The 24,461-nt window shown below is 65.4% G+C and carries 22 protein-coding genes; 6 read left to right on the top strand and 16 right to left on the bottom strand.

Features of this window, described 5'->3' with window-relative positions; genetic code table 11:
• Positions 1 to 63 precede the first annotated feature (63 nt).
• Complete coding sequence (locus AC1RUR_RS09335; RefSeq protein WP_492843024.1) at positions 64 to 387, bottom strand: hypothetical protein; 324 nt, start codon at positions 385 to 387, stop codon at positions 64 to 66.
• 106 nt (positions 388 to 493) lie between these two features.
• A complete protein-coding gene (locus AC1RUR_RS09330; RefSeq protein WP_492843022.1) occupies positions 494 to 1,267 on the bottom strand; it encodes a ferredoxin--NADP reductase in 774 nt (257 codons plus the stop codon).
• 158 nt (positions 1,268 to 1,425) lie between these two features.
• On the opposite strand from AC1RUR_RS09330, the gene AC1RUR_RS09325 reads away from it, so the two are divergent.
• On the top strand, positions 1,426 to 2,622 hold the full coding sequence (locus AC1RUR_RS09325; RefSeq protein ID WP_492843020.1) for an amidohydrolase family protein: 1,197 nt from the start codon (positions 1,426 to 1,428) through the stop codon (positions 2,620 to 2,622).
• 200 nt (positions 2,623 to 2,822) lie between these two features.
• Here AC1RUR_RS09325 and AC1RUR_RS09320 read toward each other — a convergent pair whose 3' ends face one another.
• The 9 genes from AC1RUR_RS09320 to AC1RUR_RS09280 all read right to left on the bottom strand — a co-directional run bounded on the left by AC1RUR_RS09320 (position 2,823) and on the right by AC1RUR_RS09280 (position 11,622).
• Positions 2,823 to 3,209: a hypothetical protein gene (locus AC1RUR_RS09320; RefSeq protein ID WP_492843018.1), complete on the bottom strand. Its 387-nt coding sequence runs from the start codon at positions 3,207 to 3,209 to the stop codon at positions 2,823 to 2,825.
• Positions 3,210 to 3,367: 158 nt separating this feature from the next.
• Positions 3,368 to 3,823, bottom strand: a complete 456-nt coding sequence (locus AC1RUR_RS09315) for a MarR family winged helix-turn-helix transcriptional regulator (protein WP_492843016.1) — start codon at positions 3,821 to 3,823, stop codon at positions 3,368 to 3,370.
• A 25-nt stretch (positions 3,824 to 3,848) separates the two neighbouring features.
• Positions 3,849 to 4,553, bottom strand: a complete 705-nt coding sequence (locus tag AC1RUR_RS09310; RefSeq protein ID WP_492843014.1) for an ABC transporter ATP-binding protein — start codon at positions 4,551 to 4,553, stop codon at positions 3,849 to 3,851.
• Positions 4,550 to 5,341, bottom strand: a complete 792-nt coding sequence (locus AC1RUR_RS09305; RefSeq protein WP_492843012.1) for an ABC transporter ATP-binding protein — start codon at positions 5,339 to 5,341, stop codon at positions 4,550 to 4,552. Before AC1RUR_RS09305 ends, AC1RUR_RS09310 begins: the two co-directional genes overlap by 4 nt.
• The gene (locus AC1RUR_RS09300; RefSeq protein ID WP_492843010.1) at positions 5,338 to 7,227 is read right to left on the bottom strand and encodes an ABC transporter permease; all 1,890 of its coding nucleotides are present in this window, start codon (positions 7,225 to 7,227) and stop codon (positions 5,338 to 5,340) included. The genes AC1RUR_RS09305 and AC1RUR_RS09300 overlap by 4 nt, the downstream gene beginning before the upstream one ends.
• 145 nt (positions 7,228 to 7,372) lie before the next feature.
• Positions 7,373 to 8,575: an ABC transporter substrate-binding protein gene (locus tag AC1RUR_RS09295; protein WP_492843008.1), complete on the bottom strand. Its 1,203-nt coding sequence runs from the start codon at positions 8,573 to 8,575 to the stop codon at positions 7,373 to 7,375.
• Between the two features lie 81 nt (positions 8,576 to 8,656).
• Complete coding sequence (locus AC1RUR_RS09290) at positions 8,657 to 9,241, bottom strand: amino acid synthesis family protein (RefSeq protein WP_492843006.1); 585 nt, start codon at positions 9,239 to 9,241, stop codon at positions 8,657 to 8,659.
• A 27-nt stretch (positions 9,242 to 9,268) separates the two neighbouring features.
• Positions 9,269 to 10,168 carry a UPF0280 family protein gene (locus AC1RUR_RS09285; RefSeq protein ID WP_492843004.1) on the bottom strand — a complete coding sequence of 300 codons (900 nt, stop codon included), beginning with the start codon at positions 10,166 to 10,168 and terminating at the stop codon, positions 9,269 to 9,271.
• Complete coding sequence (locus AC1RUR_RS09280; protein WP_492843168.1) at positions 10,165 to 11,622, bottom strand: 6-hydroxynicotinate reductase; 1,458 nt, start codon at positions 11,620 to 11,622, stop codon at positions 10,165 to 10,167. The genes AC1RUR_RS09285 and AC1RUR_RS09280 overlap by 4 nt, the downstream gene beginning before the upstream one ends.
• 283 nt (positions 11,623 to 11,905) lie before the next feature.
• Here AC1RUR_RS09280 and AC1RUR_RS09275 point away from each other — a divergent pair, with 283 nt between their 5' ends.
• Together AC1RUR_RS09275 and AC1RUR_RS09270 are read left to right on the top strand one after the other, a co-directional pair.
• On the top strand, positions 11,906 to 12,388 hold the full coding sequence (locus tag AC1RUR_RS09275) for a (2Fe-2S)-binding protein (protein ID WP_492843002.1): 483 nt from the start codon (positions 11,906 to 11,908) through the stop codon (positions 12,386 to 12,388).
• On the top strand, positions 12,388 to 15,912 hold the full coding sequence (locus AC1RUR_RS09270; RefSeq protein ID WP_492843000.1) for a molybdopterin cofactor-binding domain-containing protein: 3,525 nt from the start codon (positions 12,388 to 12,390) through the stop codon (positions 15,910 to 15,912). The genes AC1RUR_RS09275 and AC1RUR_RS09270 overlap by 1 nt, the downstream gene beginning before the upstream one ends.
• Before the next feature lie 233 nt (positions 15,913 to 16,145).
• On the opposite strand, the gene AC1RUR_RS09265 is transcribed toward AC1RUR_RS09270, so the two are convergent.
• Positions 16,146 to 17,114 (bottom strand): catechol 2,3-dioxygenase, encoded by a 969-nt coding sequence (locus tag AC1RUR_RS09265; protein WP_492842998.1) that lies wholly within the window; start codon positions 17,112 to 17,114, stop codon positions 16,146 to 16,148.
• A gap of 422 nt (positions 17,115 to 17,536) precedes the next feature.
• Here AC1RUR_RS09265 and AC1RUR_RS09260 point away from each other — a divergent pair, with 422 nt between their 5' ends.
• From AC1RUR_RS09260 to AC1RUR_RS09250, 3 genes are all read left to right on the top strand, one after another.
• Positions 17,537 to 19,297, top strand: coding sequence for an ATP-binding protein (locus AC1RUR_RS09260; RefSeq protein ID WP_085969660.1), 1,761 nt, complete (start codon positions 17,537 to 17,539; stop codon positions 19,295 to 19,297).
• A gap of 229 nt (positions 19,298 to 19,526) precedes the next feature.
• Positions 19,527 to 20,108: a peroxidase-related enzyme gene (locus AC1RUR_RS09255; protein ID WP_492842995.1), complete on the top strand. Its 582-nt coding sequence runs from the start codon at positions 19,527 to 19,529 to the stop codon at positions 20,106 to 20,108.
• Between the two features lie 10 nt (positions 20,109 to 20,118).
• Positions 20,119 to 20,610, top strand: a complete 492-nt coding sequence (locus AC1RUR_RS09250) for an MgtC/SapB family protein (RefSeq protein WP_492842993.1) — start codon at positions 20,119 to 20,121, stop codon at positions 20,608 to 20,610.
• On the opposite strand, the gene AC1RUR_RS09245 is transcribed toward AC1RUR_RS09250, so the two are convergent.
• The 4 genes from AC1RUR_RS09245 to AC1RUR_RS09230 form a co-directional block, all read right to left on the bottom strand.
• On the bottom strand, positions 20,607 to 23,159 hold the full coding sequence (locus AC1RUR_RS09245) for an HAD-IC family P-type ATPase (protein ID WP_492842991.1): 2,553 nt from the start codon (positions 23,157 to 23,159) through the stop codon (positions 20,607 to 20,609). The genes AC1RUR_RS09250 and AC1RUR_RS09245 overlap by 4 nt on opposite strands.
• The gene (locus tag AC1RUR_RS09240; RefSeq protein ID WP_492842989.1) at positions 23,156 to 23,323 is read right to left on the bottom strand and encodes a hypothetical protein; all 168 of its coding nucleotides are present in this window, start codon (positions 23,321 to 23,323) and stop codon (positions 23,156 to 23,158) included. The genes AC1RUR_RS09245 and AC1RUR_RS09240 overlap by 4 nt, the downstream gene beginning before the upstream one ends.
• Before the next feature lie 245 nt (positions 23,324 to 23,568).
• Positions 23,569 to 23,721 (bottom strand): DUF6894 family protein, encoded by a 153-nt coding sequence (locus AC1RUR_RS09235; RefSeq protein WP_492842987.1) that lies wholly within the window; start codon positions 23,719 to 23,721, stop codon positions 23,569 to 23,571.
• Positions 23,722 to 23,729: 8 nt separating this feature from the next.
• On the bottom strand, positions 23,730 to 24,416 hold the full coding sequence (locus tag AC1RUR_RS09230) for a Crp/Fnr family transcriptional regulator (RefSeq protein WP_492842985.1): 687 nt from the start codon (positions 24,414 to 24,416) through the stop codon (positions 23,730 to 23,732).
• Positions 24,417 to 24,461 lie beyond the last annotated feature (45 nt).

Genomic DNA, 24,461 nt, shown 5'->3' with positions numbered 1-24,461 from the left:
TCAACCAGATGGTACGCGCGGGCCAAGGCGCAAGAGCTGGAACCGGCGCGAGGAGACGCGAGCCTATCCCCCTGGCGAGCGCTGGCCGGTCTTGCGCTGCTGCTGACTGGTATAGGCGTCCCAATGGCTCCAGCTGCCGTTGCTGAGGCTCTGCAGGTCCGTCGTGAGCGGACGGCGCGTGCGCTTGTCGTGGTCGGCGATGGCACGCTCCGACTGTGCGATCTTGCGCTTGAGTTCCCCGATCGCCTTCTGGGTCTGGCCGTTCCGCTTCGACGAGGCAATCTCGCCCATCGTGAAGCGTGCGGTCTCGAGCGCCTTCAACTCGGCACGGTTCTTCTTCAACTGGACCCGGTGCCAGGCGATGTTGCTGTCGCTGTCCGCAACCATGTGGGAACTCCGCTGATTCGCACCCACAGTGTATCGTGCGCCGAATCGGCGCCGCAACGCCCATGCGAGGGCGAAAATGCGGTCTTCTTGCGCAAGAATTCCGAACTTACCGCTCGGCGAAGGCCTTTTCGACCACGAACTGGGCCGGCTCGCCATGATTGCCCTCAATGAGGCCGCGCTCGCCCAGGAGCACGCGGGTGTCGGCGACCAGCGCCGGGCTGCCGCAGATCATGACGCGGTCGTGGGCCGCTTCCAGCGCCGGCAGGCCGATATCGGCGAACAGCTTGCCCGAGGTGATGAGGTCGGTGATGCGGCCGCGGTTGCGGAACGGATCGCGGGTCACGGTCGGGTAGTAGATCAGCTGATTGCGGATGTACTCGCCGAGCAGCTCATCCTTCGGCAGATGCTCGGTGATCATCTCGCCATAGGCGAGCTCCTTGACGTGGCGGCAACCGTGCAGCAGCACCACCTTCTCGAACCGCTCGTAGGTCTCGGGGTCCTTGATCACGCTCAGGAACGGCGCCAGGCCCGTGCCGGTGCCGACCAAATAGAGGTTGCGGCCGTCCTCCAGATTGTCGATCACCAGCGTGCCGGTGGCCTTGCGGCTGACGATGATCTCGTCGCCTTCCTTCAGGTGCTGGAGCCGCGAGGTCAGCGGGCCGTCCGGCACCTTGATCGAGAAGAACTCCAGCGTGTCCTCGTAATTGGCGCTGGCGACGCTGTAGGCCCGCAGCAGCGGCTTCTCGCCGACCTTGAGCCCGATCATGGTGAATTCGCCGTTGCGGAAGCGGAAGGTCGGGCTGCGGGTGGTCTTGAAGGAGAACAGCGTGTCGGTCCAGTGGTGGACGCTCAAAACGCTTTCCTGGTTGAAATTGCTCATCTCACCCTTCCGTGTCGCTTGCTTGCGGTTTTCGAGGCGGTCAGCTATGCGTCGTTTGTACACGATCATTCGTATACTAATGAATAATCCGGCTTGATCCCGCGGTCAAGGCTGCCCAAGATCGGAAGCGTTGCAGTTAAGGACAAGGACCCCCTTCCATGGCGCATGACGCACCCCAGGCCACCGGACCCTCGAAGCTCGTGATCCGCAATATCGGCCTGATCCTGTCCGGCGCGCTGGAAAAGCCGATCCTGGACGGCGACACCATCGTCGCCGAGAACGGCAAGATCACCGCGATCGGCCGCTCTAGGGATCTCGACACGGAAGGCGCGACCACCATCGTCGACGCCAACGGCACCACGGTAACCCCCGGCCTGATCGACAGCCACGTCCACCCCGTCGCCGGCGACTGGACGCCGCGACAGAACCAGATCAACTGGATCGACAGCTCCCTCCACGGCGGCATCACCACCATGATCTCGGCGGGCGAGGTGCACATGCCCGGCCGTCCCCGCGACGTGGTGGGACTGAAGGCGATGGCGATCTTCGCGCAGCGCGCGTTCTGGACCTTGCGTCCGGGCGGCGTGAAGGTGCATGCCGGCGCGCCCGTGATCGAATGCGAAATGGTCGAGGAGGACTTCAAAGAATTGGCCGCCGCCGGCGTCAAGCTGCTCGGCGAGGTCGGCCTCGGCGGCGTGAAAGACGGACCGACTGCGCGCAAGATGGTGGGTTGGGCGCGCAAATACGGCATCCAGAGCACCATCCACACCGGCGGCCCTTCGATCCCCGGCTCCGGCCTGATCGACAAGGACGTGGTGCTGGAGGCCGACACCGACGTGGTCGGCCACATCAATGGCGGCCACACCGCGCTTCCCGACGACCAGATCCGCTGCATCTGCGAGGGCTGCAAGCGCGGGCTCGAGATCGTTCACAACGGCAACGAGCGCTCGGCGCTCTACACGCTGCGCATCGCGCGCGAAATGGGCGACCTGCACCGCGTCATCCTCGGCACCGACGGGCCGGCCGGCTCCGGCGTGCAGCCGCTCGGCATCCTGCGCATGGTCTCGATGCTGTCCTCGCTCGGCGAGCTGCCGGCCGAGATCGCGTTCTGCCTTGCCACCGGCAACACCGCACGGATGCGGCAGCTCGATTGCGGCCTGATCGAGGTCGGCCGCGCCGCCGATTTCGTCATCATGGACAAGGCGCAGCATTCACCGGGCAAGAACATCCTGGAGAGCGTCCAACTCGGCGACCTCCCCGGCATCGGCATGACCATCATCGACGGCATCGTGCGCACCCAGCGCAGCCGGAATACGCCGCCGGCCGGCAAGGTGCCGGAGGTGGTGGCGAAGTAGGATTGGACGAAAGCCAGACCCGTCGTCCTGAGGTGCGAGGCATGGGACGCAACGCGTCCCATGGGGAGCCTCGAAGGACGAACGGCCGAGCTGCAGCCGGGCCGTCGCCCTTCGAGGCTCGCCCTGCGGCAAGCCGCAGGACGAGCACCTCAGGGTGACGGTGAGAGAGCGGAATTCATGAAAAAGGCTGACATCCTTCCTCAGCGCTGCCTCGGAATTTCACACCGCACGTAGACTTGCCGCTTGGCCTGGCCCACCGGGCCGTTATCCATCACCAGCCTGCCATCCGCGGCGATGGACACCCGGGGGTTTGAGCGAAACTTCTCGCCCTCGCCTTCGCAGGCGAGCTTCATCTTCCAACCGAGCTTCCCATCCGCGGTGATCTCGCTGGCGCGGCACCGCGTCTCGTACCAATAGAGCCGGTTGCCGCCTTCGATGCTCATGCGGTTGGGGCTGTCATCGTCGCGGCAGTCCTTCCTGGTCGACGCCCAGAAGCCTTCGTAAGGCTGGGCTGCAAAGGCCGGCGCGCATTGGCTGGCGAGCGCCACGCCGAAACCCAAGACGAATGCAAACCGCGTCGCTCTCATGCTGCCAAACCTCGACCAAGCCTTCATCGAGGTTAGTCGTCCGATCCTCCATCATGTTCAACAGGTGGGCAAAGGCGTGAAGCGCCGTGCCCACGCTCTTTTCCTGATTGAGAGAGATGGTGGGCACGCTCCGCTTTGCCCACGCTACGGCACCGTCGTTACCGCAGCTTGTTCAACAGCGCCATCAGTGTCTCGCGCTCCTTGGGCTCGAGCGGCGCGAGCGTCTCGCGGGTGATGGCGATCGCGTTCGGCGCCAGCTTCTCGGCAAGCTGCTGGCCGGCGCGCGTCAGGCTCACCAGCAGGCGTCGTCCATCCTCGGGATCCTGGCTGGTTTCGGTCAGGCCGCGCGCCGTCAGGCGGTCGATCACACCCTTGATGGTCGCGACATCCATCGCGGTCAGCCGTCCCAGCTGGTTCTGCGAGCACGGCCCGGTCTCGGCGAGCTTTGACAGCGCCGCCCATTGGGTCGGCGTCAGATTGGTGCCGATGTCACGGGAGAAGATCGAGCTGTGGCGCTGCCAGACCTGGCGCAGGATGAAGCCGACCTGCTCGTCGAGCACGTAAGGCGGTTTTGCCGGTTTGACGCTCTTCTTTGCCGCAACGCTTCTCGCCATCCGCTCGCCGCCCTTACCTTTGCCCTCACAACGACAGATGCGCGTCGCGGATGTCCGGACGTGCGTCGAGCTCGGCCATCGTGCCGCCGAAGCAGACGCGGCCGCGCTCGATGATGTAGGCGCGATCGGAGATCAACCGCGCGAAATGCAGATTCTGCTCGGAGACGACGATGCTGACGCCCTCCTTCTTCATGGTCAGGATGGCATCGACCATCTGCTCCACGATCTTCGGCGACAGGCCTTCGGAGGGCTCGTCGAGCAGCACCAGCGACGGATTTCCCATCAACGTGCGCGCGATGGTGAGCATCTGCTGTTCGCCGCCGCTCATGCGGCCGCCCGGGCGGTTCTTCATTTCGCCGAGGTTCGGAAACAGCGTGAACAGCTTGTCGCGCGTCCAATAGGGCGCGTTCGGCCGCTTCGGCTGCCGGCCGACTTCGAGATTCTCCTCCACCGTCAGATCGGTGAAGATGCGCCGCTCCTCCGGCACATAGCCGAGCCCCTCGCGCACGATCTCGTGCGTCGGGCGCACCGACACGTCCTTGCCTTCGAACATGATGCGGCCGGTGCGCTGCGCCACCAGGCCGACGATCGAGCGGAACGTCGTCGACTTGCCGGCGCCGTTGCGGCCCAGCAGCGCCACGACCTCGCCCTCACCGACTTCGAAGCCGATGTCGAACAGGATATGCGCCGGGCCATAATGACTGTTGAGACCCTCGACCGTGAGCTTCATGCCGATGCTCCCTCGCGATGACGGGCATCGTAGACGAGCCCCTCGCCGAGATAGACCGCCTGCACCTGCGGATTGCCGCGCACCTCGGCCGGCGAGCCCTCGGCGATCAGCGTGCCGCGGTTGAGCACGATGATGCGGTCGGCATGCTCGAACACCACGTCCATGTCGTGCTCGGTGAAGAGCACGCCGATCGATTTCTCCCGCGCGATCTGCGCGGTCAGGCGCATCAGATCGACGCGCTCGCGCGGCGCCATGCCGGCGGTCGGCTCGTCCATCAGCAAGAGTTTCGGCTGGTTGGCGAGCGCGACCGCAAGCTCGAGCCGCTTGAGGTCGCCATAGGCGAGCTCGCCGCAGGGCCGATCCGCATAGCCGCCCATGCCGACGAGTTCGAGCAAGCGGCCGGCTTCGCCGCGATCGAACTTCGGCGCCGAGCCGAAGAGATTGAACAGCTGCCTGCCGTGCGAGATCAACGCGACCTGCACGTTCTCGCGCACCGTCATGGTCGCGAACGTCGCGGTGATCTGGAAGGTGCGTCCGACCCCGAGCCGCCAGATCTCGCGCGGCTTCTTGCCGGTGGTTTCTTCGCCAAGCAGGCGGACCTGGCCGGTGTCAGGTTTGTTCTGGCCGTTGAGCATGTCGAAGCAGGTGCTTTTGCCGGCACCGTTCGGGCCGATCAGCGCCAGGATCTCGCCGGCGCGGAGCGAGAACGAGACACCGCGCACGGCATGGATGCCGCCATAGGATTTGGTCAGGCCTTCGACCGCGAGAAGTGGGGGTGCGACGCTCATTCGGCGGACTCGATCGGCTTGGCAAGCAAGGGGGATCCCGGCGGCGATGCCTTCCTGCGACGCTGCGCCAGCATCTCGAGCATGCCGACGATGCCTTTGGGGAAGACGACGACGATCAGCACGATGAAGCCGCCGAGCACGAGCTTCGACAGGTCGGTCTGGCTGACCAGCCAGATGTTGAGCGCCTTGTAGACGATGGCGCCGATCACCGCGCCCGACACCGTCTCGACGCCGCCGAGCAGCACCATGACCAGCGCATCGACCGACAGCGAGATGCCGAGATTGTCAGGGAAGACGCTGCCCTTGAGATAGGCGAACAGCGCGCCGCCGATGCCGGCGGTCGTGCCCGCGATCACGAAAGCCGTCCACTGGATGCGCTTGGCGTTGATGCCGATCGCCTCGCTGCGCAGGAGCGAGTCGCGCGTGGCGCGGAGCGCATAGCCGAACGGCGAGAACACCATGGCCCGCAGCGCGATCGTGACGAGCGCCGCGACGCCGAGCGCGAGCCAGTAGAAATGCGACGGGCTCGCCGCCCACTTCTCGGGCCAGACGCCCAGAATGCCGTTGTCGCCGCCCGTGACGCTCACCCACTGGAACGCGATCGACCAGACGATCTGCGCGAAGGCGAGCGTCAGCATCGCAAAGTAGACGCCGGAGAGCTGCACGGCGAAGAAGCCGAACACGGCGGCGCCCATGCAGCCGAGCAGCGGCCCGAGCAAGAGGCACACGATCATCGGCAGCCCCGCCATCTTGGCGAGGAAAGCGACGCCATAGGCGCCGAGCCCGAAATAGGCGGCGTGGCCGAAGGACGCGAGGCCGCCGACCGACATCAGGAAATGCAGGCTGACGGCGAAGATCACGAAGATCGCGATCTCGGAGCCGACCGTCAGCGCGTAGTTGCCGGCGAACAGCGGCAGCGTCGCGGCAACGACCAACGCTGCGAGCGAGGCGAGCCGCTCGTTCGGCGTCAGCGGTCGCCAGGGATTGACGGTGAGACCCGGCGTCTTGCGCGCGGCTGCCTCCGGCTTGCCGAACAGGCCCCAGGGACGCACGATCAGCACCACCGCCATCACCAGGAAGACGAGGATGATGGAAATCTTCGGGAAGATCAGGATGCCGAAGGCGTTGAGCTCTGAGACCAGCACCGCCGCGACGAAGGCGCCGACGATGCTGCCGAGGCCGCCGATCACGACCACGACGAAGACCTCGACGATGATGCGCAGATCCATGGCGTGATGCACGGCGTCGCGCGGGATCTGGAGCGCGCCGCCGAGGGCTGCGAGGAAAACGCCGACCGCGAACACCGATGTGAACAGCCATTTCTGATTGACACCGAGCGCCGCGACCATGTCGCGATCCTGCGTTGCCGCGCGTACCAGCACGCCCCAGCGCGTGCGCTGGAACAGCAACCAGAGAATACCGAGCACGACCGGGCCGAGCGCGATCAGGAACAGATCGTAGCTCGGGATGTTCTGGCCGAAGAAATCGATCGCGCCCCTGAAGCCCGGCGCACGGCGGCCGACGAGATCGTCGGGGCCCCAGATCAGCACGACGAGGTCCTCGACCATCAGGGTCAGGCCGAAGGTCGCGAGCAGCTGGAACAGTTCGGGTGCATGATAGATGCGGCGGAGCAGCACCATCTCGACGAGGACACCGATCAGCGCCACCGCCAGCGCCGCCAGCACGATCGCGCCCCAGAAGCCGAATGCGCCCGACAGCCGCTCCGTCAGCGTGAAGGCGATGTAGGCGCCGATCATGTAGAAGGCGCCGTGCGCAAAGTTCACGATCCGCGTCACGCCGAAGATGATCGACAGGCCCGAGGCCACCAGAAACAGCGACGCTGCGCTGGCGAGACCGGTCAGAAACTGTACGACATAAAAGGCCATCGGCGGTCCGGTTGGTTGAAATCGTAGGGTGGGTTAGCGAAGCGTAACCCACCACCTTTCTCGTGTGGCACCGAAAGTGGTGGGTTACGCCCCGCAGATGCGCTTTGCGCATCCGCAGGGCTAACCCACCCTACGGCAGCGGAGATCAATCCTTCGGCCGCAGCTTCTCGACTTCGGCATCGCTCGGCAGATAGTCGGCGCCTTTCTTGTAGACGGAGTCCACCATCACGCCCTTGCCGTCCTTCAGCGCGGTCTTGCCGACATAAGCGCCGAGCGTCGACTGATGGTCGATCTTGCGGAAGGTGATCTCGCCGAACGGCGACGGCATCGAGAGCCCCTCCGCCGCAGCGATCAGCTTCTCCGGATCGGTCGCGCCAGCCTTGGCAAGGATCGCAGCCGCCGCCTTGATGGTCTGGTAGCCGACGATCGAGCCGAGACGCGGATAGTCGTTGTACTTGGCCTGGTAAGCCTTCAGGAACGCATCATGCTCGGGCGTCTTGATCGAGTACCAGGGATAGCCGGTGACGATCCAGCCCTCCGGCGTCTCGTCCTTGAGCGGGTCGAGATATTCGGGCTCGCCGGTCAGGAACGACACGACCTCGCGCCCCTTGAACAGGCCGCGGGTGTTGCCTTCGCGCACGAGCTTGACGAGGTCGGCGCCGAAGGTGACGTTGAGGATCGCCTCGGGATTGGCCGCGGCAACCGCCTGCACCACCGGACCCGCGTCGATCTTGCCTTGCGGCGGCCACTGCTCGTCCACCCACTGGATGTCGGGGCGCTTCTCCGACATCAGCTTCTTGAACACGGCAACTGCCGACTGGCCGTATTCATAGTTCGGCGCGATCGTCGCCCAGCGCTTGGCCGGCAGCTTGCTGGCGGCTTCCACCAGCATCGCGGCCTGCATGTAGTTCGAGGGCCGCAGACGGAAGGTGTACTTGTTGCCCTTCGACCAGGTCACGGCGTCCGTCAGCGGCTCGGCCGCGAGGAAGAACACCTTCTTCTGATTGGCGAAGTCGCTGACGGCGAGACCGATGTTCGACAGGAACGTGCCCGTGAGCATCGCAACGCCCTCGCTCGAGACGAGCTCGTTGGCCGCGGTCTGCGCGTCCGCCGGCTTGCCGCCGTCGTCCTTGGAGACGACGACGAGCTTCTTGCCGTTGATGCCGCCGGCCGCGTTGATCTCCTCGACCGCGAGCTGCCAGCCCTTGCGATAGGGCTCGGTGAAGGCCGGCAGCAGCGAATAGCTGTTGATCTCGCCGATCTTGATCTCCTGCGCCATGGCCGAATGAGCCATGCCGCCCGCCAGAAGCGCGAAGGCCGCGCCGACGAAAATGTTTCTTGCTCGCATCCCAACCTCCAGTTTTGAACTCTCTTGCGTCTTCAGCGTGATCTTATCGAAGAAGCCGTGCCCGCCTCCCCGGTTCAAGCTCTATCTCAGACCGTCTTCGCCCTTGACTTCCGCAACCGTCAGTCCGCCGACACGCGGCAGCGGACGGCCGCTGTCGGTGACGGCGACCGCAACCATGATCTCGTTGGCGCGCGGCGCGTCGCTGATCTGCACCTCCATGCCGTCGAAATGGCTGCGGACGAAAGCTGCATCCTTGTGCCCCAGGGGAATGTCGAGCGTCGTGCCCGGACCGCTGCGCTTCTTCGACGACGGGATCAGCGCCGCGCCCTTGCTCAGCACCTTGCGCACCGGCGCACCCATCTTCGGGTGAAGGATCGCGGCCGCATGTTCCAGCTCGCCGTTCTCGCCGACGGCCGCGGCCTTGCCATAGCTCTGCGCCTTCGCGCCGTCGATGCCGAGCGCCGCCACCGCGCGCTTCGACAGGAGCTCGCCGAGCTCCTCGCCGATCGCGATCAACGGTGAGAGATCCTCGACATATTTTCCGGCGAATGGATTTTCGATCACGGCGATCGCAGCGGCCCGCCGGGTCGGCGGCGAGACCTGGCGGCCCATCTCCATCTGCGTCTCTTCGACGACGGTGACGATCTTGCGGATGATCGCGCTCATGATTGTTTCCCTTGGGCTCTTCCCTGCTCAGGCATGAACCGCGTTCTCCAGCACAGGCGGGCGCGATCGTTGCCGTTCAATATCCTTCGGTCCGACGACAAGCATATCACCACTGAGCTGCAACACGGCCCCCTCGATCAATCCGCGATCGAACAATTGCCGTGCACATTCCGCGCCAGATTCCAGCGCAGCCGTGACATCAACTTGCGACAATTCACCAACGTCACGGGTGACGAGACGCGCACCGAGATCGCTGTCGGGTTGAAGCTCGTTCGCGGGCCGCCTGACGATGGCGGGATGCCCGGGCAGATCGACGGCATTGGCGATCACCGTCGCAGCCGCATCGGCTTGCGATGCCGTTGCCGCCAGCACCGTCACGGCATCCGCGATCCCAAGCGAAAAACTGCGGCCGTGGCGCCCGCTGGTCGCGATGCCGCGTACGGGATCGTCCGCATCGACCTCCATCGTTCGCATCACGCCGTCGCGATCGGGCCGGTCCATCAGGCCAACGGAAAAATGCTCACCCTTGCCGAGATGCAGCGCGATGTCGCCGCCATTGTTGACGTAGGCCCGATCGAGCGATGCGGCGTTCAACATCGCGCCAAGAATCTCCTCGGCCACACTGCCGGCCACCGCGGCCATCGGCGTGATGAAGCAATCGGGGGCATAGGGCGCAACGGCGGCATACATGCGGCGGGCAACGATGCCCTTCAGTGCGCACGTTCCGGATTCCGCCGCCATGCGCAGCTCCGTCAGCTCCACGCAGAGCTCGTCGAGCAGCCCGGTGAAACGGCGCGCCGCAGCTTCATAAGCCGCGCGCACCTCGCTCACGTCTCCCCTCGCTTCGACGATCAGATCAATCGGACCATCCTGCAAATGCAGCCGCCGACCATCAGACAGCCATGCAATTTGCGGGAGCCGTGTCATGCCCGGGGCCCCGGAATCGGGTTCTGCCAGGGCAACTGCCTGACATCGTCGCCCCCCTGCACCTCTGCGAGCGGCTTCACGTAATCCATGTGCCCGCCGAGTGCGGCATAGTCGGACAGCTTCATCGTGAACTCGATCGGCGCGACCAGCGCAGGGGTCGGCACATAGCCGAACGCACCCGCCGGCATCTGCGTCACATCGACCATGTAGGTGATGCCGCCGCCCGGCCAGACATAAACCGGCGCCCCACCACTGGTGACGCGTGTCAGCGCGTCCTTCACCGAGCGCGTCAGCCGCACCGGATTGTCGGTGACGCCGGCGCGCAGCGATCCGCCGGCACCGGCCATGAACAGCACGGTGCACAGCGCCGGCTCGCAATTTTCCTGGATGCGCTCGACCGAGAACTTCAGGTCATCAGGCATCTCGGTCTCGACCGGCGTCAGGGCCTGGTCGAGCACGTAATAGGACGAATGCTCGCCGGTCGTGGAAACCATCAGCATGGAGAGGCCAGGCTTGGCCTCCTTCGCATCGAACGGCCCGAGGATCGCGAGCGGATCGGAGATATTGGTGCCGCCCCACCCGGTGCCGGGATCGGCGACCTGGAAATAGCGACCAGGCGTCGAGCGCCGGCCCTTCATCTTGATGCCGGTGTCGGCGATGTCGAGCAATTTTCCGGCCTGGTGCTCGCTGAGCACGCCGGTGATGTGGTCGTCGACCACGACGACCTCGTCGACCTTGCCGTGCCATTGCTTGGCGAACATGCCGATCGTCGCCGAGCCGCAGCCGACGCGCATGCGCTCTTCTTTCATCCCGTTGACGATCGGCGGCTGGCCGGCCTGCACCACCACGGTCGCGCCACCGTCGATGGTGAGCTCGACCGCCTTGCAGTTGGCGAGATCCATCAGCATGTCGCAGGTGACGCGGCCCTCCTTCTTGGAGCCGCCGGTCAGATGATGCACGCCGCCGAGCGACAGCATCTGCGAGCCATATTCGCTGGTCGTGACGTGACCAACCGCCTCGCCCTGCGCACGCACGGTCGCGGTTTCCGGGCCGAGATAGCGGTCGGTGTCGATCTTCACCTTGATGCCGCAATAGGAGAAGATGCCCTCGGTGACGACGGTCACCATGTCGACGCCATCGACTTCCGCGGAGACGATGAACGGTGCCGGCTTGTAGTCGGGATAGGTCGTGCCCGCGCCGATCGCGGTGACGAACGTCGAGGGTTCGTGGACGATCTTGCCGTCCCAGTCTTCCGTCCGGCTGAACGGCACCAGCTTGCCGCCATGCGAGACGGTGCGCTCCAGAATCACGTGAGGATCGACGCGGACCAGCTTGCCGTCGTGGTTGGCATAGCGGTCGCAGGCGCCCGCCGCACCCGGCTTGATGTAGCACATCACCGGGCAGGCATCGCAGCGGATCTTGTCGGTGGCGGCGCTCGTCGTTTCAGTCACCATGTGCAAGCCGGCGGACACTGCGGTTATCATTCGTATACGAACGATGTTGCGCGCGGTCCCCTAGGGCTGTCAAGCGGCGGCGCATGTGAAAAGACATCCCTGCCGAATAAAACCTCATTTGCCTCCCGCCCTTGTCCACAAAGCGGGCAGTCGCGCTGCACTGCGGCATGGCCGCTTGCACGTTTGTGTACAAACGGTATCGTCGCGACGTAGATTTTGAGCGACTTGGAATTTCCGCGATCGCGTGGTCGCCAGGACTTGATCAAGCGGCTGGGAAACGAGGATGACGCAGACACCGATCCGCCTCACCGTGAACGGCAGGATCCACGAGATCACCGCGGAGCGCCAGACGCCGCTGCTCTACGTGCTGCGCAACGACCTCGCGCTCAACGGCCCGAAATACGGCTGCGGCCTCGGCGAATGCGGCACCTGTACTGTCCTGATCGACGGCGCCGCGGCGCGCTCCTGCGTGATTCCGATCGGCGGGTGTGCCGGACGCGACATCGTGACGCTCGAAGGGCTTGGCACACGTGACAAACCCGATGTGGTGCAGCAGGCCTTCATCGACGAGCAGGCCGCGCAATGCGGCTACTGCCTCAACGGCATGATCATGACCACCAAGGCGCTGCTTGCGATCAACCCGCAGCCGACCGAACAGGAGGCGCTGGCTGCGCTGCGCTACAATCTCTGCCGCTGCGGCACGCATGTCGAAATCCTGCGCGCGGTGATGCGCGCGTCAGGCCAGCTCGCCGGGGCCGTTGATTGATGGCCTCCCCTGTTTCGAACGGAGCTGAGCGGCCGTCGGGTTCGCTCGTCGTCGTCCGCACCGTGGACGAGATCACATCCGAGACTTTTGTCCGCATCACCGCGGATGGCTCGGTCACCGCCTATAACGGCCATGTCGATCTCGGCACCGGCATCCGCACCGCGCTCGGCCAGATCGTCGCCGAAGAGCTGGATGTCTCCTTTGCGCGCGTCGTCATCGTGCTCGGCGACACCGCCTTGGTGCCGAACCAGGGCGCCACGATCGCCAGCGAAACCATCCAGATTACCGCCGTTCCCCTGCGCAAGGCCGCCGCCCAGGCGCGACACTTCCTGATCGCGCGTGCGGCCGCGTGGCTGGAACTGCCGGCAGCCGATCTCAGTATCGAAGACGGCCTCGTGCGCGGGCACGACAACCGCAGCGTCAGCTATGGCGAGTTGATCGGCGGCGAGACGATCCGTCTCGAGCTTGCCGACGATGTTACGGTCAAGCCCGTCGGCGAATACGCCATCGTCGGCCAGTCGACGCCGCGCGTCGATCTGCCGGCGAAGGCCACGGGCGAATTAACCTTCGTGCACGACATCCGCGTGCCCGGCATGCTGCACGGCCGCGTGGTGCGCCCGCCCTATGCGGGCGTCGATGCCGGCCCGTTCGTCGGCACCAGCCTGATCGCGGTCGACGAATCCTCGGTGCGCGACGTTCCCGGCATCATAGCTGTCGTGCGCATCGGCGACTTCGTCGGGGTCGTCGCCGAGCGCGAGGAGAATGCGATTCGCGCCGCCGAGCAGCTCAAAGTAAGTTGGAAGCCGACGCCTGTTCTCACCGACCTCGCCGATGTCGAGACCGCGCTGCGCGCCAATCCGTCGACGCCGCGGACGCTGATCGACAAGGGCGACGTCGACAAGGCGATATCAGGCGCGGCCAGGCCGATGCAGCGCACCTACGTCTGGCCGTATCAGATGCACGCCTCGATCGGCCCCTCCTGCGCCGTCGCCGACGTCCAGGATGGCAACATCCGCGTCTGGTCGGCTACGCAGAACCCGCATCTGCTGCGCGGCGATCTGGCACTGCTGATCGAGCGTCCCGAGAGCGAGATCGAAGTCATCAGGTTGGAGGCCGCCGGCTGCTACGGCCGCAACTGCGCCGACGACGTCACCGCGGACGCGCTGCTGCTGTCGCGCGCGGTCGGCCGGCCCGTGCGCGTGCAGCTGACGCGCGAGCAGGAGCACGCCTGGGAGCCCAAGGGCACCGCGCAGCTCATCGACGTCAATGGCGGCCTGAACGCCGACGGCGGCATCGCCGGATACGACCTCGCCACGCGCTATCCCTCGAATGCCGCCCCGACCCTGGCGCTGCTGCTGACGGGGCGGATCTCGCCCGATCCGGCCGTGCTCCAGATGGGCGACCGCACCGCGATCCCACCCTACGATTACGACCACATGCGCGTCGTCGCCCACGACATGGCGCCGATCGTGCGTGCGTCCTGGTTTCGCGGCGTCTCGGCGCTGCCGAACACCTTTGCGCACGAATCCTACATCGATGAGGCCGCAACGGAAGCCGGCGTCGACCCGATCGAATACCGGCTGCGCTACCTCAAGGACCAGCGCGCCGTCGATCTCGTCCATGCGGTCGCCGAGCGCGCCGGCTGGACGCCGCGACCGGTGCGCGAGGAGAAGGACGGCGAGGTCGTGCACGGGCGCGGCTTTGCCTATGCGCTCTATGTCCACAGCAAGTTCCCCGGCTATGGCGCGGCGTGGTCGGCCTGGGTCGCCGACGTCGCCGTCAACAAGTCCACCGGCGACGTCAGCGTGACCCGCGTCGTCGCCGGGCAGGATTCCGGCCTGATGATCAATCCGGACGGCGTGCGTCACCAGATCCACGGCAACGTCATCCAGTCCACCAGCCGCGCGCTGATGGAGGAGGTCTCGTTCGAGCGCGGCGCGGTGGCGGCACGGGAATGGGGCGCCTATCCGATCATCCCGTTCCCCGACGTGCCCAAGATCGACGTGCTGATACTGCCGCGGCCGGACCAGCCGCCGCTCGGGGTCGGCGAGTCCGCTTCGGTCCCGAGTGCGGCGGCGATCGCGAATGCGATCTTCGACGCCACCGGCGTGCGCTTTCGCGAGCCGCCGTTCACGCCGGAGCGTATCCTGAGGGGATTGCACGGTGACGCACCGGCGACGCCGCAGGCCCTGCCCGCGCCCGCAACGCCGCCTCCGTCTCGCATCTGGGACAATCCTTTCGCCAAGCGCGCCGGCATTGCCGCGACGATTGCAGCTGTCTGCACCGCCGCAATCGGCATTGGCGCAGCGATGCTGCCCGGACGTGCGATCGCGCCGATCGCGCGTCCCGATGCATCGGTCTATTCTGCCGCAACCATCGCCCGCGGCCAGCAGCTTGCCGCGCTCGGCAATTGCGCGGAGTGCCACACCAGCCTCACGGGCGCGCTCAACGCCGGCGGCCGCGCGTTGGAAACGCCGTTCGGCACGATCTATTCAACCAACATCACGCCCGATGTCGAGACCGGCATCGGCGGCTGGTCCTATCCCGCCTTCGAACGCGCGATGCGCGACGGACTGCATCGCGACGGATGGCAGCTCTATCCCGCCTTCCCCTACACGCATTTTGCCAAGACCAGCGAGGCCGACCTCCAGGCGCTCTATGCCTATCTGATGGCACAGCCCGCGGTGCGCGCGACGGCGCCCGCCAATTCGCTCGCCTTCCCGTTCAATCTGCGTCCATTGCTGGCGGGGTGGAATGCGCTGTTCCATCAGACGCGCGAATTCAAACCCGATCCCGCAAAGTCGGAGCAATGGAATCGCGGCGCTTATCTCGTCGAGAGTCTCGGCCATTGCAGCGCCTGCCATTCGCCGCGCAATGCGCTCGGCGCCGAGCAGCGCAACGCCTATCTCGCCGGCGGGTTTGCGGAAGGTTGGGAGGCGCCGCCGCTGACGTCGCTGTCGCATGCGCCGATCCCGTGGAGCGAGGACGAGCTTTTCGCGTACTTGCGCACCGGCCATTCGCGCTATCACGGCGTCGCCGCCGGCCCGATGGCGCCTGTCGTCAGGGATCTCACGGCCCTGCCCGACCAAGACGTTCGCGCGATGGCGGTGTATCTCAACTCGTTCAACGACGCCGCGACCGAAGCGCAGGACACGCTTGCGGCCCGTCTTGAAAGCGCAACGCAGGTCGCCATCGCCGCCTCAACCGGCGCGCGGCTCTATCAGGGCGCCTGCGCCGTCTGCCACGAAGTCGGCGGCCTGCCGCTGTTCGGCAGCCGGCCCTCGCTCGCACTCAACAGCAATCTGCACAGCAAGACGCCGGACAATCTCGCGCAGGTGATCCTGCACGGGATCGCTGAGCCCGTTTCAAGCGATCTCGGCTACATGCCCGCGTTCAAGGCCAGCATGAGCGATGCGCAGGTCGAGGAACTCGTCGGCTTCCTGCGCAAGCAGTTCGCACCTAGCAAGCCGGCATGGACCGGCGTGCGCGAGACCATCGCGCGGGTGCGATCGTCGGCACACTAAAGGCCTGATGACTTTTGACGGACTCGATCTGGAGGCTGGCTCGGTCACCTCTCCCGCTTGCGGGAGAGGTCGGTGCGCCCCGGGCGATGCGAAGCATCGTCCCGCGCGCCGGGTGAGGGCTCTATCCTCTTGGGGAATCCCACCGCGGAGACACCCTCACCCCAACCCTCTCCCGCAAGCGGGAGAGGGAGCGCACCGCCCTCGCCGTGTGCCTCATTTCATCATGCGTTAGATCAACCGTGCTTCTTGACCTCCACCGGCGGCGTGCCGTGGGTGTGGAAGGATTCGATCGTCTTCAATCCCCAGGCCTGGCCTTTCTTGCGCTCCTCCTCCGTCCACACGATCGGCTTCCAGTCGGGCGCGAGGATGAGGCGGGCGCCGGCGTTAGCGACCTCGACGCGGTTGCCGCCGGGCTCGTAGACATAGAGGAAGAAGGTCTGCTGGATCGCATGCTTGTGGGGGCCGGTCTCGATGTGGATTCCGTTCTCCAGGAAAATATCTGCAGCGCGAAGAATCTCCTCGCGGCTGTCGAGCGCGTAGGTGACGTGGTGGAAGCGGCCCGGCGTGCCTGAGTGGTCGAGCGAATAGGCAAAATCGTAGCTCTTGTTCGACATGGTCAGCCACATCGCGGCTTCACGGCCGTCGTTGAGCACGATCTGCTCGGTCAACCGGCAGCCGAGATAATTCTCGAAGAACTCGCGGTTGGCCTTGATGTCGACGGCGAGGCAGTTGAGGTGGTCGAGCCTGCGGACATTGACGCCGCGCGCGGGAAAACGCTGCGCCTGGTTCTTCAGCGCCGGCTTCAGCTCCGGCGGCGCCTGATACCATTCGGTCTCGTAATAGAGCTCGACGATGTGGCCATCGGGATCGCGGCAGCGGAAGGTCGGCCCCTGCCCCATGTCGCCGTCGATCCAGCCGATGTCGAAGCCGGAGCCTTTCAGCGCGGCAACGCGGCGCTCCAACGCCTGCTGGCTGCGCGCGCGCAGCGCCATGTGCTCCATGCCCGAGGTCTTCGAGGCCGTGAGCTTGAGCGAATAACGCTCGTAATCGTCCCAGCCGCGCAAATAGACCGACTCGCCCTTCTGACCGCTGACGGTCATGCCCATCACGTCGACGAAGAATTTCAGGCTCTCATCGGGTTTTGGCGTCAGCAGCTCCATGTGGCCGAGATGGGCAAGATCGAGGATCGGTTCGGGCTGCATGGGTTCCTCCTGGCACAGCAAGCGATCCGCCGGCCGGATCGCGCATTCGGGCACAGGGCCGCAATTGGCTGAGGCGCCCGGGGGGCGGCATCGAGGCCGCGGGTTCATTTGTACTAATGTACAAATGATTAGGTCCCGTCAACAAATTAGGCCTTGCCGGCCGGACCGAATGGCGCCCGCCCTCGAGAAGACCCGATCTCCCGAACGGCCGACGGACTGCCCGGATGGTAAAGTCTTCCTTAATGCCATTCGGAGGCCGGCGGCCCAGAAAAGCAGCATTTTCCGTCCGTTTCCGCCCACAAGTATGCATTAGGGACAAACCTCTTAGCCGAATTGTCGCGGATTTAACGAAGCGGCCGCGCCCGCCGTTTAACCGTTTATGCAGCCGCGGCCGCGCATAGTCGGGGTTAGATTTCTCGCTCATGCCAGGTTCATTCATCGTGACATCCTTTGGACGCGTGATTTCGGTTCGCGGATCGCTCGCCCGGGTCGGGCTTCTGGCGGCCAGCCAGATGCCGATCTCGGAGGTTCGGGCGACCGTCGGCCGCTTCGTCAGCATTCGCTGCGCCAGTTCGGTCATCGTCGCCATGATCACCGAAGTCTCCTGCGAGAACCTGTCGAGCGCCGACAATTACATCGCCATCGCCTCGGTCGACCTGCTCGGCGAGATCCTCAACGCCGCCGACAAGGCAAAATTCCAGCGCGGCGTCACCAATTATCCGACCATCGGCGATTCCGTCGACCTGATCACCAGCCAGGAGCTGCGCACGATCTATGCGCCGACCGGGTCGGACCAGATCAATGTCGGCTTCCTCCAGCAAGACCGCTCCGTCATCGCCTATGTCGATATCGAGGAAATGCTGTCCAAGCATTTTGCCGTACTCGGATCGACCGGCGTCGGCAAATCCACCGGCGTATCGCTGCTGCTCAACGAGATCCTGAAAGCGCGCCCGAACCTGCGCATCTTCCTGCTCGACGTCCACAACGAATATGGCCGCTGCTTCGGCGACCGCGCGCTGGTGCTCAACCCGCGAAACCTGAAGCTGCCGTTCTGGCTGTTCAATTTCGAGGAAATCGTCGACGTGCTGTTCGGCGGCCGCGCCGGCGTGCCCGAGGAGCTCGACGTCCTCGCCGAGGTGATCCCGATCGCCAAGGGCATTTACACCCAGTACCAGAACACCGATCGCGTCGGCCTCAAGCGCATCGATCCCAAGCAGATCGGCTTCACCGTCGACACGCCGGTGCCCTATCGCCTCGTCGATCTGATGTCGCTGATCGACGAGCGCATGGGCAAGCTGGAAAACCGCTCCTCGCGCATCATCTATCACAAGCTGATCTCGCGCATCGAGGCGGTCCGCAACGACCCGCGCTACGCCTTCATGTTCGACAACGCCAATGTCGGCGGCGACACCATGGCCGAAGTGATCAGCCATCTGTTCCGCCTGCCCGCCAACGGCAAGCCGATGACGGTGATGCAGCTCGCCGGCTTCCCGGCCGAAGTGATCGATTCCGTCGTCTCGGTGCTGTGCCGCATGGCGTTCGACTTCGGCCTGTGGAGCGACGGCGTCTCGCCGATGCTGTTCGTCTGCGAGGAGGCGCATCGCTATGCCTCCGCCGACCGCAATGTCGGCTTTGGTCCCACCCGCAAGGCGGTGTCGCGCATCGCCAAGGAAGGCCGCAAATACGGCGTCTATCTCGGCCTCATCACCCAGCGTCCGGCCGAGCTCGACGCCACCATCATCTCCCAGTGCAACACGCTGTTCACGATGCGTCTTGCCAACGACCGCGATCAGGCGCTGCTGCGCGCCGCGGTGTCGGATGCGGCCGCGAACCTGCTCTCCTTCGTGCCGTCGCTCGGCACCCGCGAGGTGCTGGCGTTCGGCGAAGGCGTCGCATTGCCGACCCGCCTGCGCTTCAAGGAGGTGCCGCCGCACCAATTGCCGCGCGGCGAGGCCACCATCTCGAGCGTGCCGTCGGTCACATCAGGTCACGACATGCATTTCGTCGGCGCAGTGCTCGAACGCTGGCGCGGCGCGACCTCGAATCGCGACGCTGCACCGAACGATCCGATATTCCCGACGCCCCCCGCAAAGACGCTCAGCACCGCCGAAGCCCCGATGCTGCAACCGTCGATGGGGCTGGACCCGGACCGCTTCTCGCTCTTGAAGAAGCCGCTGCGATAATAGCAGAGACCGCTTCCGCAAATTCCGCTGTCATGCCCCGGCTTGACCGGGGCATCCAGTACGCCGCGGCTTCTCGATTCAATCACGGCCGTCTCTGGAATACTGGATCGACCGATTAAATCGGGCGATGACAGCGAGTGTGTGGCACGCGCCCCCTGCATACTTCAGCACATTGAGCCCCAAGCCCGCATCGACTATGGTTGCCGGCCCCAAGCCGGAATCCATGCTCATGACAAGAACCGCCGCGCAACGCTTCCCCGCTCCCGCCCTCGACGCGCTGCCCGACGACATCCGCACACGTCTCCTTGCCGTGCAGGAGAAGAGCGGTTTCGTGCCGAACGTCTTCCTGACACTGGCCTACCGGCCCGACGAGTTCCGCGCGTTCTTCGCCTATCACGACGCGCTGATGGAGAAGGACGGCGGCCTCACCAAGGCCGAGCGCGAGATGATCGTGGTGGCGACCTCTGCGGCCAACCAGTGCCAATATTGCGTGATCGCGCATGGCGCGATCCTGCGCATCCGCGCCAAGAATCCGCTGATCGCCGACCAGGTCGCGGTGAACTACCGCAAGGCCGACATCACGCCGCGGCAGAAGGCGATGCTCGATTTCGCGATGAAGGTCTCAGCCGACGCGCAGCGCATCGCGGAAGAGGATTTCGTCGCGCTCAGCCCGCACGGCTTCAGCGACGACGACATCTGGGACATCGCCGCGATCTCCGCCTTCTTCGCGCTGTCGAACCGCCTGGCGAACTTCACCGGCATGCGGCCGAACGAGGAGTTTTACTTGATGGGACGGCTGCCGAAGAAGTGACCGACGCGCCATGACCGAGCTGGACTGGCCCGAAATCCTGCTGCGCCTCGGCGTCGCGACGCTGGCCGGCGGCGCGATCGGGCTCAACCGCGACCTGCACGGCAAGCCGATCGGGCTGAAAACGCTCGGCATCGTCGGTCTGTCCACCGCAACTGTCGTATTGCTGGCCGGGCAATTCGCCGAAGCCGGCAAGATCACGGATGCAACGAGCCGCGTCATCCAGGGTATTCTCACCGGCATCGGCTTTCTCGGTGCCGGCGTCATCGTCCACGAGAGCGAAAGGTTTCGCGTCCGCGGACTGACCAGCGCCGCCTGCACCTTCCTCGCCGCCTGCCTCGGCATCGCCTGCGGCGTCGGCCAATGGAAGATCGTCGCAGTCGCGCTGACGCTCGCCTTCGCACTGCTCACCGTCGGCCGCCGCATCGAGCGTCGGCTGCACCGGATGCTCGGCGGCAAGGAGGAGCAGCACCCAACGAAGACGGGCTCCCCGGATGGGGGCTAGAATCGAAGCCGCCGGCTCCACAGCGGCTTCAGCAATTCGAGCACCGTGAGCACCAGCAGCCCCGCGCCGAGCGTGATCATCAGATCGTCCGCATGCAGCGGCCCAAAGCGGAACAGGCTGGAGGCCGGCGGCCAGAGCAGCGCGGTGGCGAGAACCAGGGCGACCACTCCGAAAATCCAGGCCAAGGCGCGATTTGGCCGAAAGAATGCGGACGCGAACGACGCGCTGAAGGACCGGTTGACCAGCACGAGCGCGACGATGCAGACGACCAGTGTCACGAAGGCGAGCGTCCTCGCCTCGTCCGCTGCAAGGCCAGCACGAAGCGCACCGATGAATATGACGGCGGTCAGGGCGAATGCGAGGGCGCCCTGAAGCACGCTCCAGCCGATCAGGGCCCACGAGAACAGCGCGGAATCAGGCCGCCTCGGCGGACGCGTCATCGCATCGCGCTCGTCCCGCTCCGCCTCGAACACCAGCGAGCATACGGGGTCGATGATCAGCTCCAGAAACGCGATGTGCACCGGACTGAAAATCAGCGGCAGCCCGAACACCAGAGGCAACAGCGCGAGCCCGGCGATCGGCACATGAACGGCGAAGATGAAGGCCATCGCCTTGCGCAGATTGTCGTAGATGCGGCGCCCGAGGCGAATGGCCGACACGATCGAGGCGAAATCGTCATCGAGCAGGACGATCGACGACGCCTCTCGCGCGACGTCGGTCCCGCGCCCTCCCATCGCGATGCCGATGTGGGCGGCCTTGAGCGAGGGCGCGTCGTTGACGCCGTCCCCGGTCATCGCCACGATCTCGCCGTCACGCTTCATCGCCTGGACGATGCGCAGCTTCTGTTCCGGCAAGACCCGGGCGAACACGTTGACATGCTGGGCGCGTTCCGCGAGCGCCTGATCGTCCGCCTGCTTGACCTGATCGCCGGTCATGACGTCGTCGACATCGAGCCCGGCCTGGTTCGCGATGGCAACGGCCGTTGCCGGATAGTCGCCCGTGATCATGACGACCCGGATCCCGGCGGCGCGGCATTCGCGAACCGCCTCCGGAACATGGGGCCGCAGCGGATCGGCAAGCCCGACCAGGCCGACAAATCTAAACGCGAAAATCTCCTGGGACGCCGGAAGTGCAGCGTCATCGCAGGCGGCAACCGCCATCCCCAGCACGCGAAGCCCATCCTTCGCCATCGCGCCGACAGCTGCTTGCATCGCCCCTTGATCAGCAGCGTTCAGCCTGCACAGGCGCGCGATCGCTTCGGGCGCGCCCTTGGCGCATACGAGGAGGTCCGGCCGGCCGGATGTCCGCCAGACTTGGGACATGGCCAGCAGTTCTGGACGCAGGCCATAAGTGCGCACCAGCGTCCGCTCGCCACCCAGCACATCGCCGTGACGCGCGACGTCGTGCGCGAACAGGTGCAAGGCCTTCTCCATCGGGTCGAACGGTTCCGGCGAGCTCGCCAGGGCGCCGCAGCGCGCCAATTCGACAAGTTCGGGCCTGATATGATCCTGTCCAGCCGCCGCCGGACGCATGCGCGACCCATCGAGCAGCCGCAGTTCGGCAACCGACATCTGGTTCTGCGTCAATGTTCCCGTCTTGTCGGTGCACAGGACGGTCGCTGAGCCGAGCACCTCGATGGCCGCGGCTCGCCGCGTCAGGACGCGGGCTTGCGAAATCCGCCATGCCCCCATCGCCATGAAGACGGTAAGCACGACACCAAATTCTTCCGGGAGCATCGACATGCCGATCGCGATGCCCGCAAGCAGCGCTTGCAGCCAATCCCCGCGCAAGACGCCGTAGAGCGCGACGGCGGCAAGGCTGACCACGGCGCCGCCGAGGAAACAGAGCCGCACCAGTCTTGCAGTCTGTTGCTGAAGCCGGGGCGGCTCGGCCTGCAAGCCGCGCAGCGACAGCCCGATCTTCCCGATCTCGCTGCGCGGCCCGGTGGCCTCGACCAGCGCCAGTCCCTCGCCGCGCACGACGAGCGAGCCGGAATACACGAAGGGCTGGTCCTCGCCGCCGGGCCGGTGATCGACCGGTGCGTTTTTGTCGGCGACCTGCTTGCGGACGGGCACCGACTCGCCGGTCAGCAGGGACTCGTCGATTTGCAGATCGCGCGCGTCCACGAGTGCGGCGTCAGCCGGAATCCGGTCGCCTTCGCCAAGGACGAGGAGATCGCCGCGCACCACCTCGCGGCCCGGGATGCGCCGACGCGTGCCGTCCCGGACCACCAGCGCACGCGGGCTGCTCAGGTCGCGCAAGGCTTCCAGCACGCGCTCGGTCCGGGTCTCCTGCACCACCGTGATCACGATGGACATCGCACCGAATGCCAGGAGGATCAGCGCTTCCCTGAGATCGCCGAGCACGAGGTAGACCAGCCCGCCGCAAAGCAGCAGCACGAGCATCGGCTCGCGCAGCACTTCCATCACGATACGCATGGGGCTGCGTCGTTCGGGCCGGGGCAATTCGTTGGTGCCGTCCTCTTCCAGCCGCGCCCGTGCTTCGGCCTCGCTCAGCCCGGCAGGTCTTGCGCCCTCCGTGCCGCTCACGTCTTCCGCCGCAAGCTCCAGAGACTTCCGGCGAGCAGGACGGCCGTCACGAGCAGGATGGCGACGAAGGTCTGGATGATGGTGAAGTTCAGGGCATCACGCGCAACGAACAGCGCGGTGATGGCTCCGGCCATCACAAACAGAATGCGAAGGATCAGGCTCATCGTGGTGTCTCCAGGTCGGCATGATCCGGAGCCCACTTGGCGAGGCGGGAATGCAACGCAGGTTCGGCAGTCATGCCGGAGAACCATAGCGACCGGCACCAGCGTCGATTTGCGATACGTCAAACTCGCCTGCGCCGTCGGGCCGCAGGTTCGCGCCGGTCCGCCGCCTACGCCTCCTCGACCTCCAGCGTGATCGACACTTTCAGGAACGGCGCGCCCTCCGCGCGGACGTCGACGATGACACGCTACGCGCTGCCCGAGACGAAGACGTCGCGGGCGATGGAGGCGCCGGTCAGCACCGCCTCCTTTCGCGCGTCGCTGCCGTTCAAGAGCTCCTGCCCGTTCTCATCCCGAACAAGACGGCCCTTCTCGTGGATGTCGAAATGGAATCGTGGCATCGGGCGCCTCACAGTCCTGGAGACTGATGCAGGTAACGACCGTCGAAATCCGCAAGTTCCAAAAATCGGGCTTCGTCGAGCACGGTGACGCGACCGCGCTGAAACTCGACGATGCCGTCCTGGCGCAACTGCTTGATCACCCGGTTGGCGTGGACCGCGGTGATGCCCAACGCTTCGCCGATCTGCTCCTGGGTCAGCGGCATCTCGAAACTGTTGCCGTCGGCGCGCCCGATGACCCTGAGGCGTTCGCGCAATTCGATCATGACATGGGCAAGGCGCGCAGGCGCCGGACGCTGTCCGACATTGACGATCCATTCGCGAAACATCGCGGCATCGATCAGCGTGTCCCGCCAAAACATCTCGGCGACGACCGGCCTGCGATGGTGCAATTTTCGCAGCGTGTCGTGGCTGATGAAGCCGAGCGTACAGGGCGTCAGCGTCGCCAGATCGTGGTCCATCACGTGCAGGAACAGGCTCATCAGATCCGGGATTTCGCCGGGGATATGGATGGAGAGGATCTGCCGCTTGCCGCTCGCAATCGTCTTGGAGCGCGCGCAGAAACCATCGGCGATCAGGCAGCAATCGGTCGCACGCTCGCCATCGCGCACCACCGGCGTCTCCGCCGGGTAGTGCCGGACCGCAATCGGAATGGCCTCGATCTCTCCGGCGTCCTCGTCCGAAATACCGGAAGACATGCGCAAACGCCTGACGAGCGCAGCGCGGATCGTATCGCTGGGCAC

This window comes from Bradyrhizobium sp. GW821-FHT12B03 (assembly GCF_058807535.1).
This window is presented reverse-complemented; position numbering and strand designations above follow the sequence as displayed.

Excerpts from the sequence above, each read along its gene's own strand:
- AC1RUR_RS09280 (WP_492843168.1), bottom strand. The coding sequence starts at position 11,622 with ATGGTGACTGAAACGACGAGCGCCGCCACCGACAAGATCCGCTGCGAT.
- AC1RUR_RS09230 (WP_492842985.1), bottom strand. The coding sequence starts at position 24,416 with ATGTCTTCCGGTATTTCGGACGAGGACGCCGGAGAGATCGAGGCCATT.
- AC1RUR_RS09250 (WP_492842993.1), top strand. The coding sequence starts at position 20,119 with ATGACCGAGCTGGACTGGCCCGAAATCCTGCTGCGCCTCGGCGTCGCG.
- AC1RUR_RS09270 (WP_492843000.1), top strand. The coding sequence starts at position 12,388 with ATGGCCTCCCCTGTTTCGAACGGAGCTGAGCGGCCGTCGGGTTCGCTC.
- AC1RUR_RS09305 (WP_492843012.1), bottom strand. The coding sequence starts at position 5,341 with ATGAGCGTCGCACCCCCACTTCTCGCGGTCGAAGGCCTGACCAAATCC.
- AC1RUR_RS09255 (WP_492842995.1), top strand. The coding sequence starts at position 19,527 with ATGACAAGAACCGCCGCGCAACGCTTCCCCGCTCCCGCCCTCGACGCG.
- AC1RUR_RS09260 (WP_085969660.1), top strand. The coding sequence starts at position 17,537 with ATGCCAGGTTCATTCATCGTGACATCCTTTGGACGCGTGATTTCGGTT.
- AC1RUR_RS09240 (WP_492842989.1), bottom strand. The coding sequence starts at position 23,323 with ATGAGCCTGATCCTTCGCATTCTGTTTGTGATGGCCGGAGCCATCACC.
- AC1RUR_RS09325 (WP_492843020.1), top strand. The coding sequence starts at position 1,426 with ATGGCGCATGACGCACCCCAGGCCACCGGACCCTCGAAGCTCGTGATC.
- AC1RUR_RS09290 (WP_492843006.1), bottom strand. The coding sequence starts at position 9,241 with ATGAGCGCGATCATCCGCAAGATCGTCACCGTCGTCGAAGAGACGCAG.
- AC1RUR_RS09265 (WP_492842998.1), bottom strand. The coding sequence starts at position 17,114 with ATGCAGCCCGAACCGATCCTCGATCTTGCCCATCTCGGCCACATGGAG.
- AC1RUR_RS09275 (WP_492843002.1), top strand. The coding sequence starts at position 11,906 with ATGACGCAGACACCGATCCGCCTCACCGTGAACGGCAGGATCCACGAG.
- AC1RUR_RS09300 (WP_492843010.1), bottom strand. The coding sequence starts at position 7,227 with ATGGCCTTTTATGTCGTACAGTTTCTGACCGGTCTCGCCAGCGCAGCG.
- AC1RUR_RS09335 (WP_492843024.1), bottom strand. The coding sequence starts at position 387 with ATGGTTGCGGACAGCGACAGCAACATCGCCTGGCACCGGGTCCAGTTG.
- AC1RUR_RS09320 (WP_492843018.1), bottom strand. The coding sequence starts at position 3,209 with ATGAGAGCGACGCGGTTTGCATTCGTCTTGGGTTTCGGCGTGGCGCTC.
- AC1RUR_RS09310 (WP_492843014.1), bottom strand. The coding sequence starts at position 4,553 with ATGAAGCTCACGGTCGAGGGTCTCAACAGTCATTATGGCCCGGCGCAT.
- AC1RUR_RS09285 (WP_492843004.1), bottom strand. The coding sequence starts at position 10,168 with ATGACACGGCTCCCGCAAATTGCATGGCTGTCTGATGGTCGGCGGCTG.
- AC1RUR_RS09330 (WP_492843022.1), bottom strand. The coding sequence starts at position 1,267 with ATGAGCAATTTCAACCAGGAAAGCGTTTTGAGCGTCCACCACTGGACC.
- AC1RUR_RS09315 (WP_492843016.1), bottom strand. The coding sequence starts at position 3,823 with ATGGCGAGAAGCGTTGCGGCAAAGAAGAGCGTCAAACCGGCAAAACCG.
- AC1RUR_RS09295 (WP_492843008.1), bottom strand. The coding sequence starts at position 8,575 with ATGCGAGCAAGAAACATTTTCGTCGGCGCGGCCTTCGCGCTTCTGGCG.
- AC1RUR_RS09235 (WP_492842987.1), bottom strand. The coding sequence starts at position 23,721 with ATGCCACGATTCCATTTCGACATCCACGAGAAGGGCCGTCTTGTTCGG.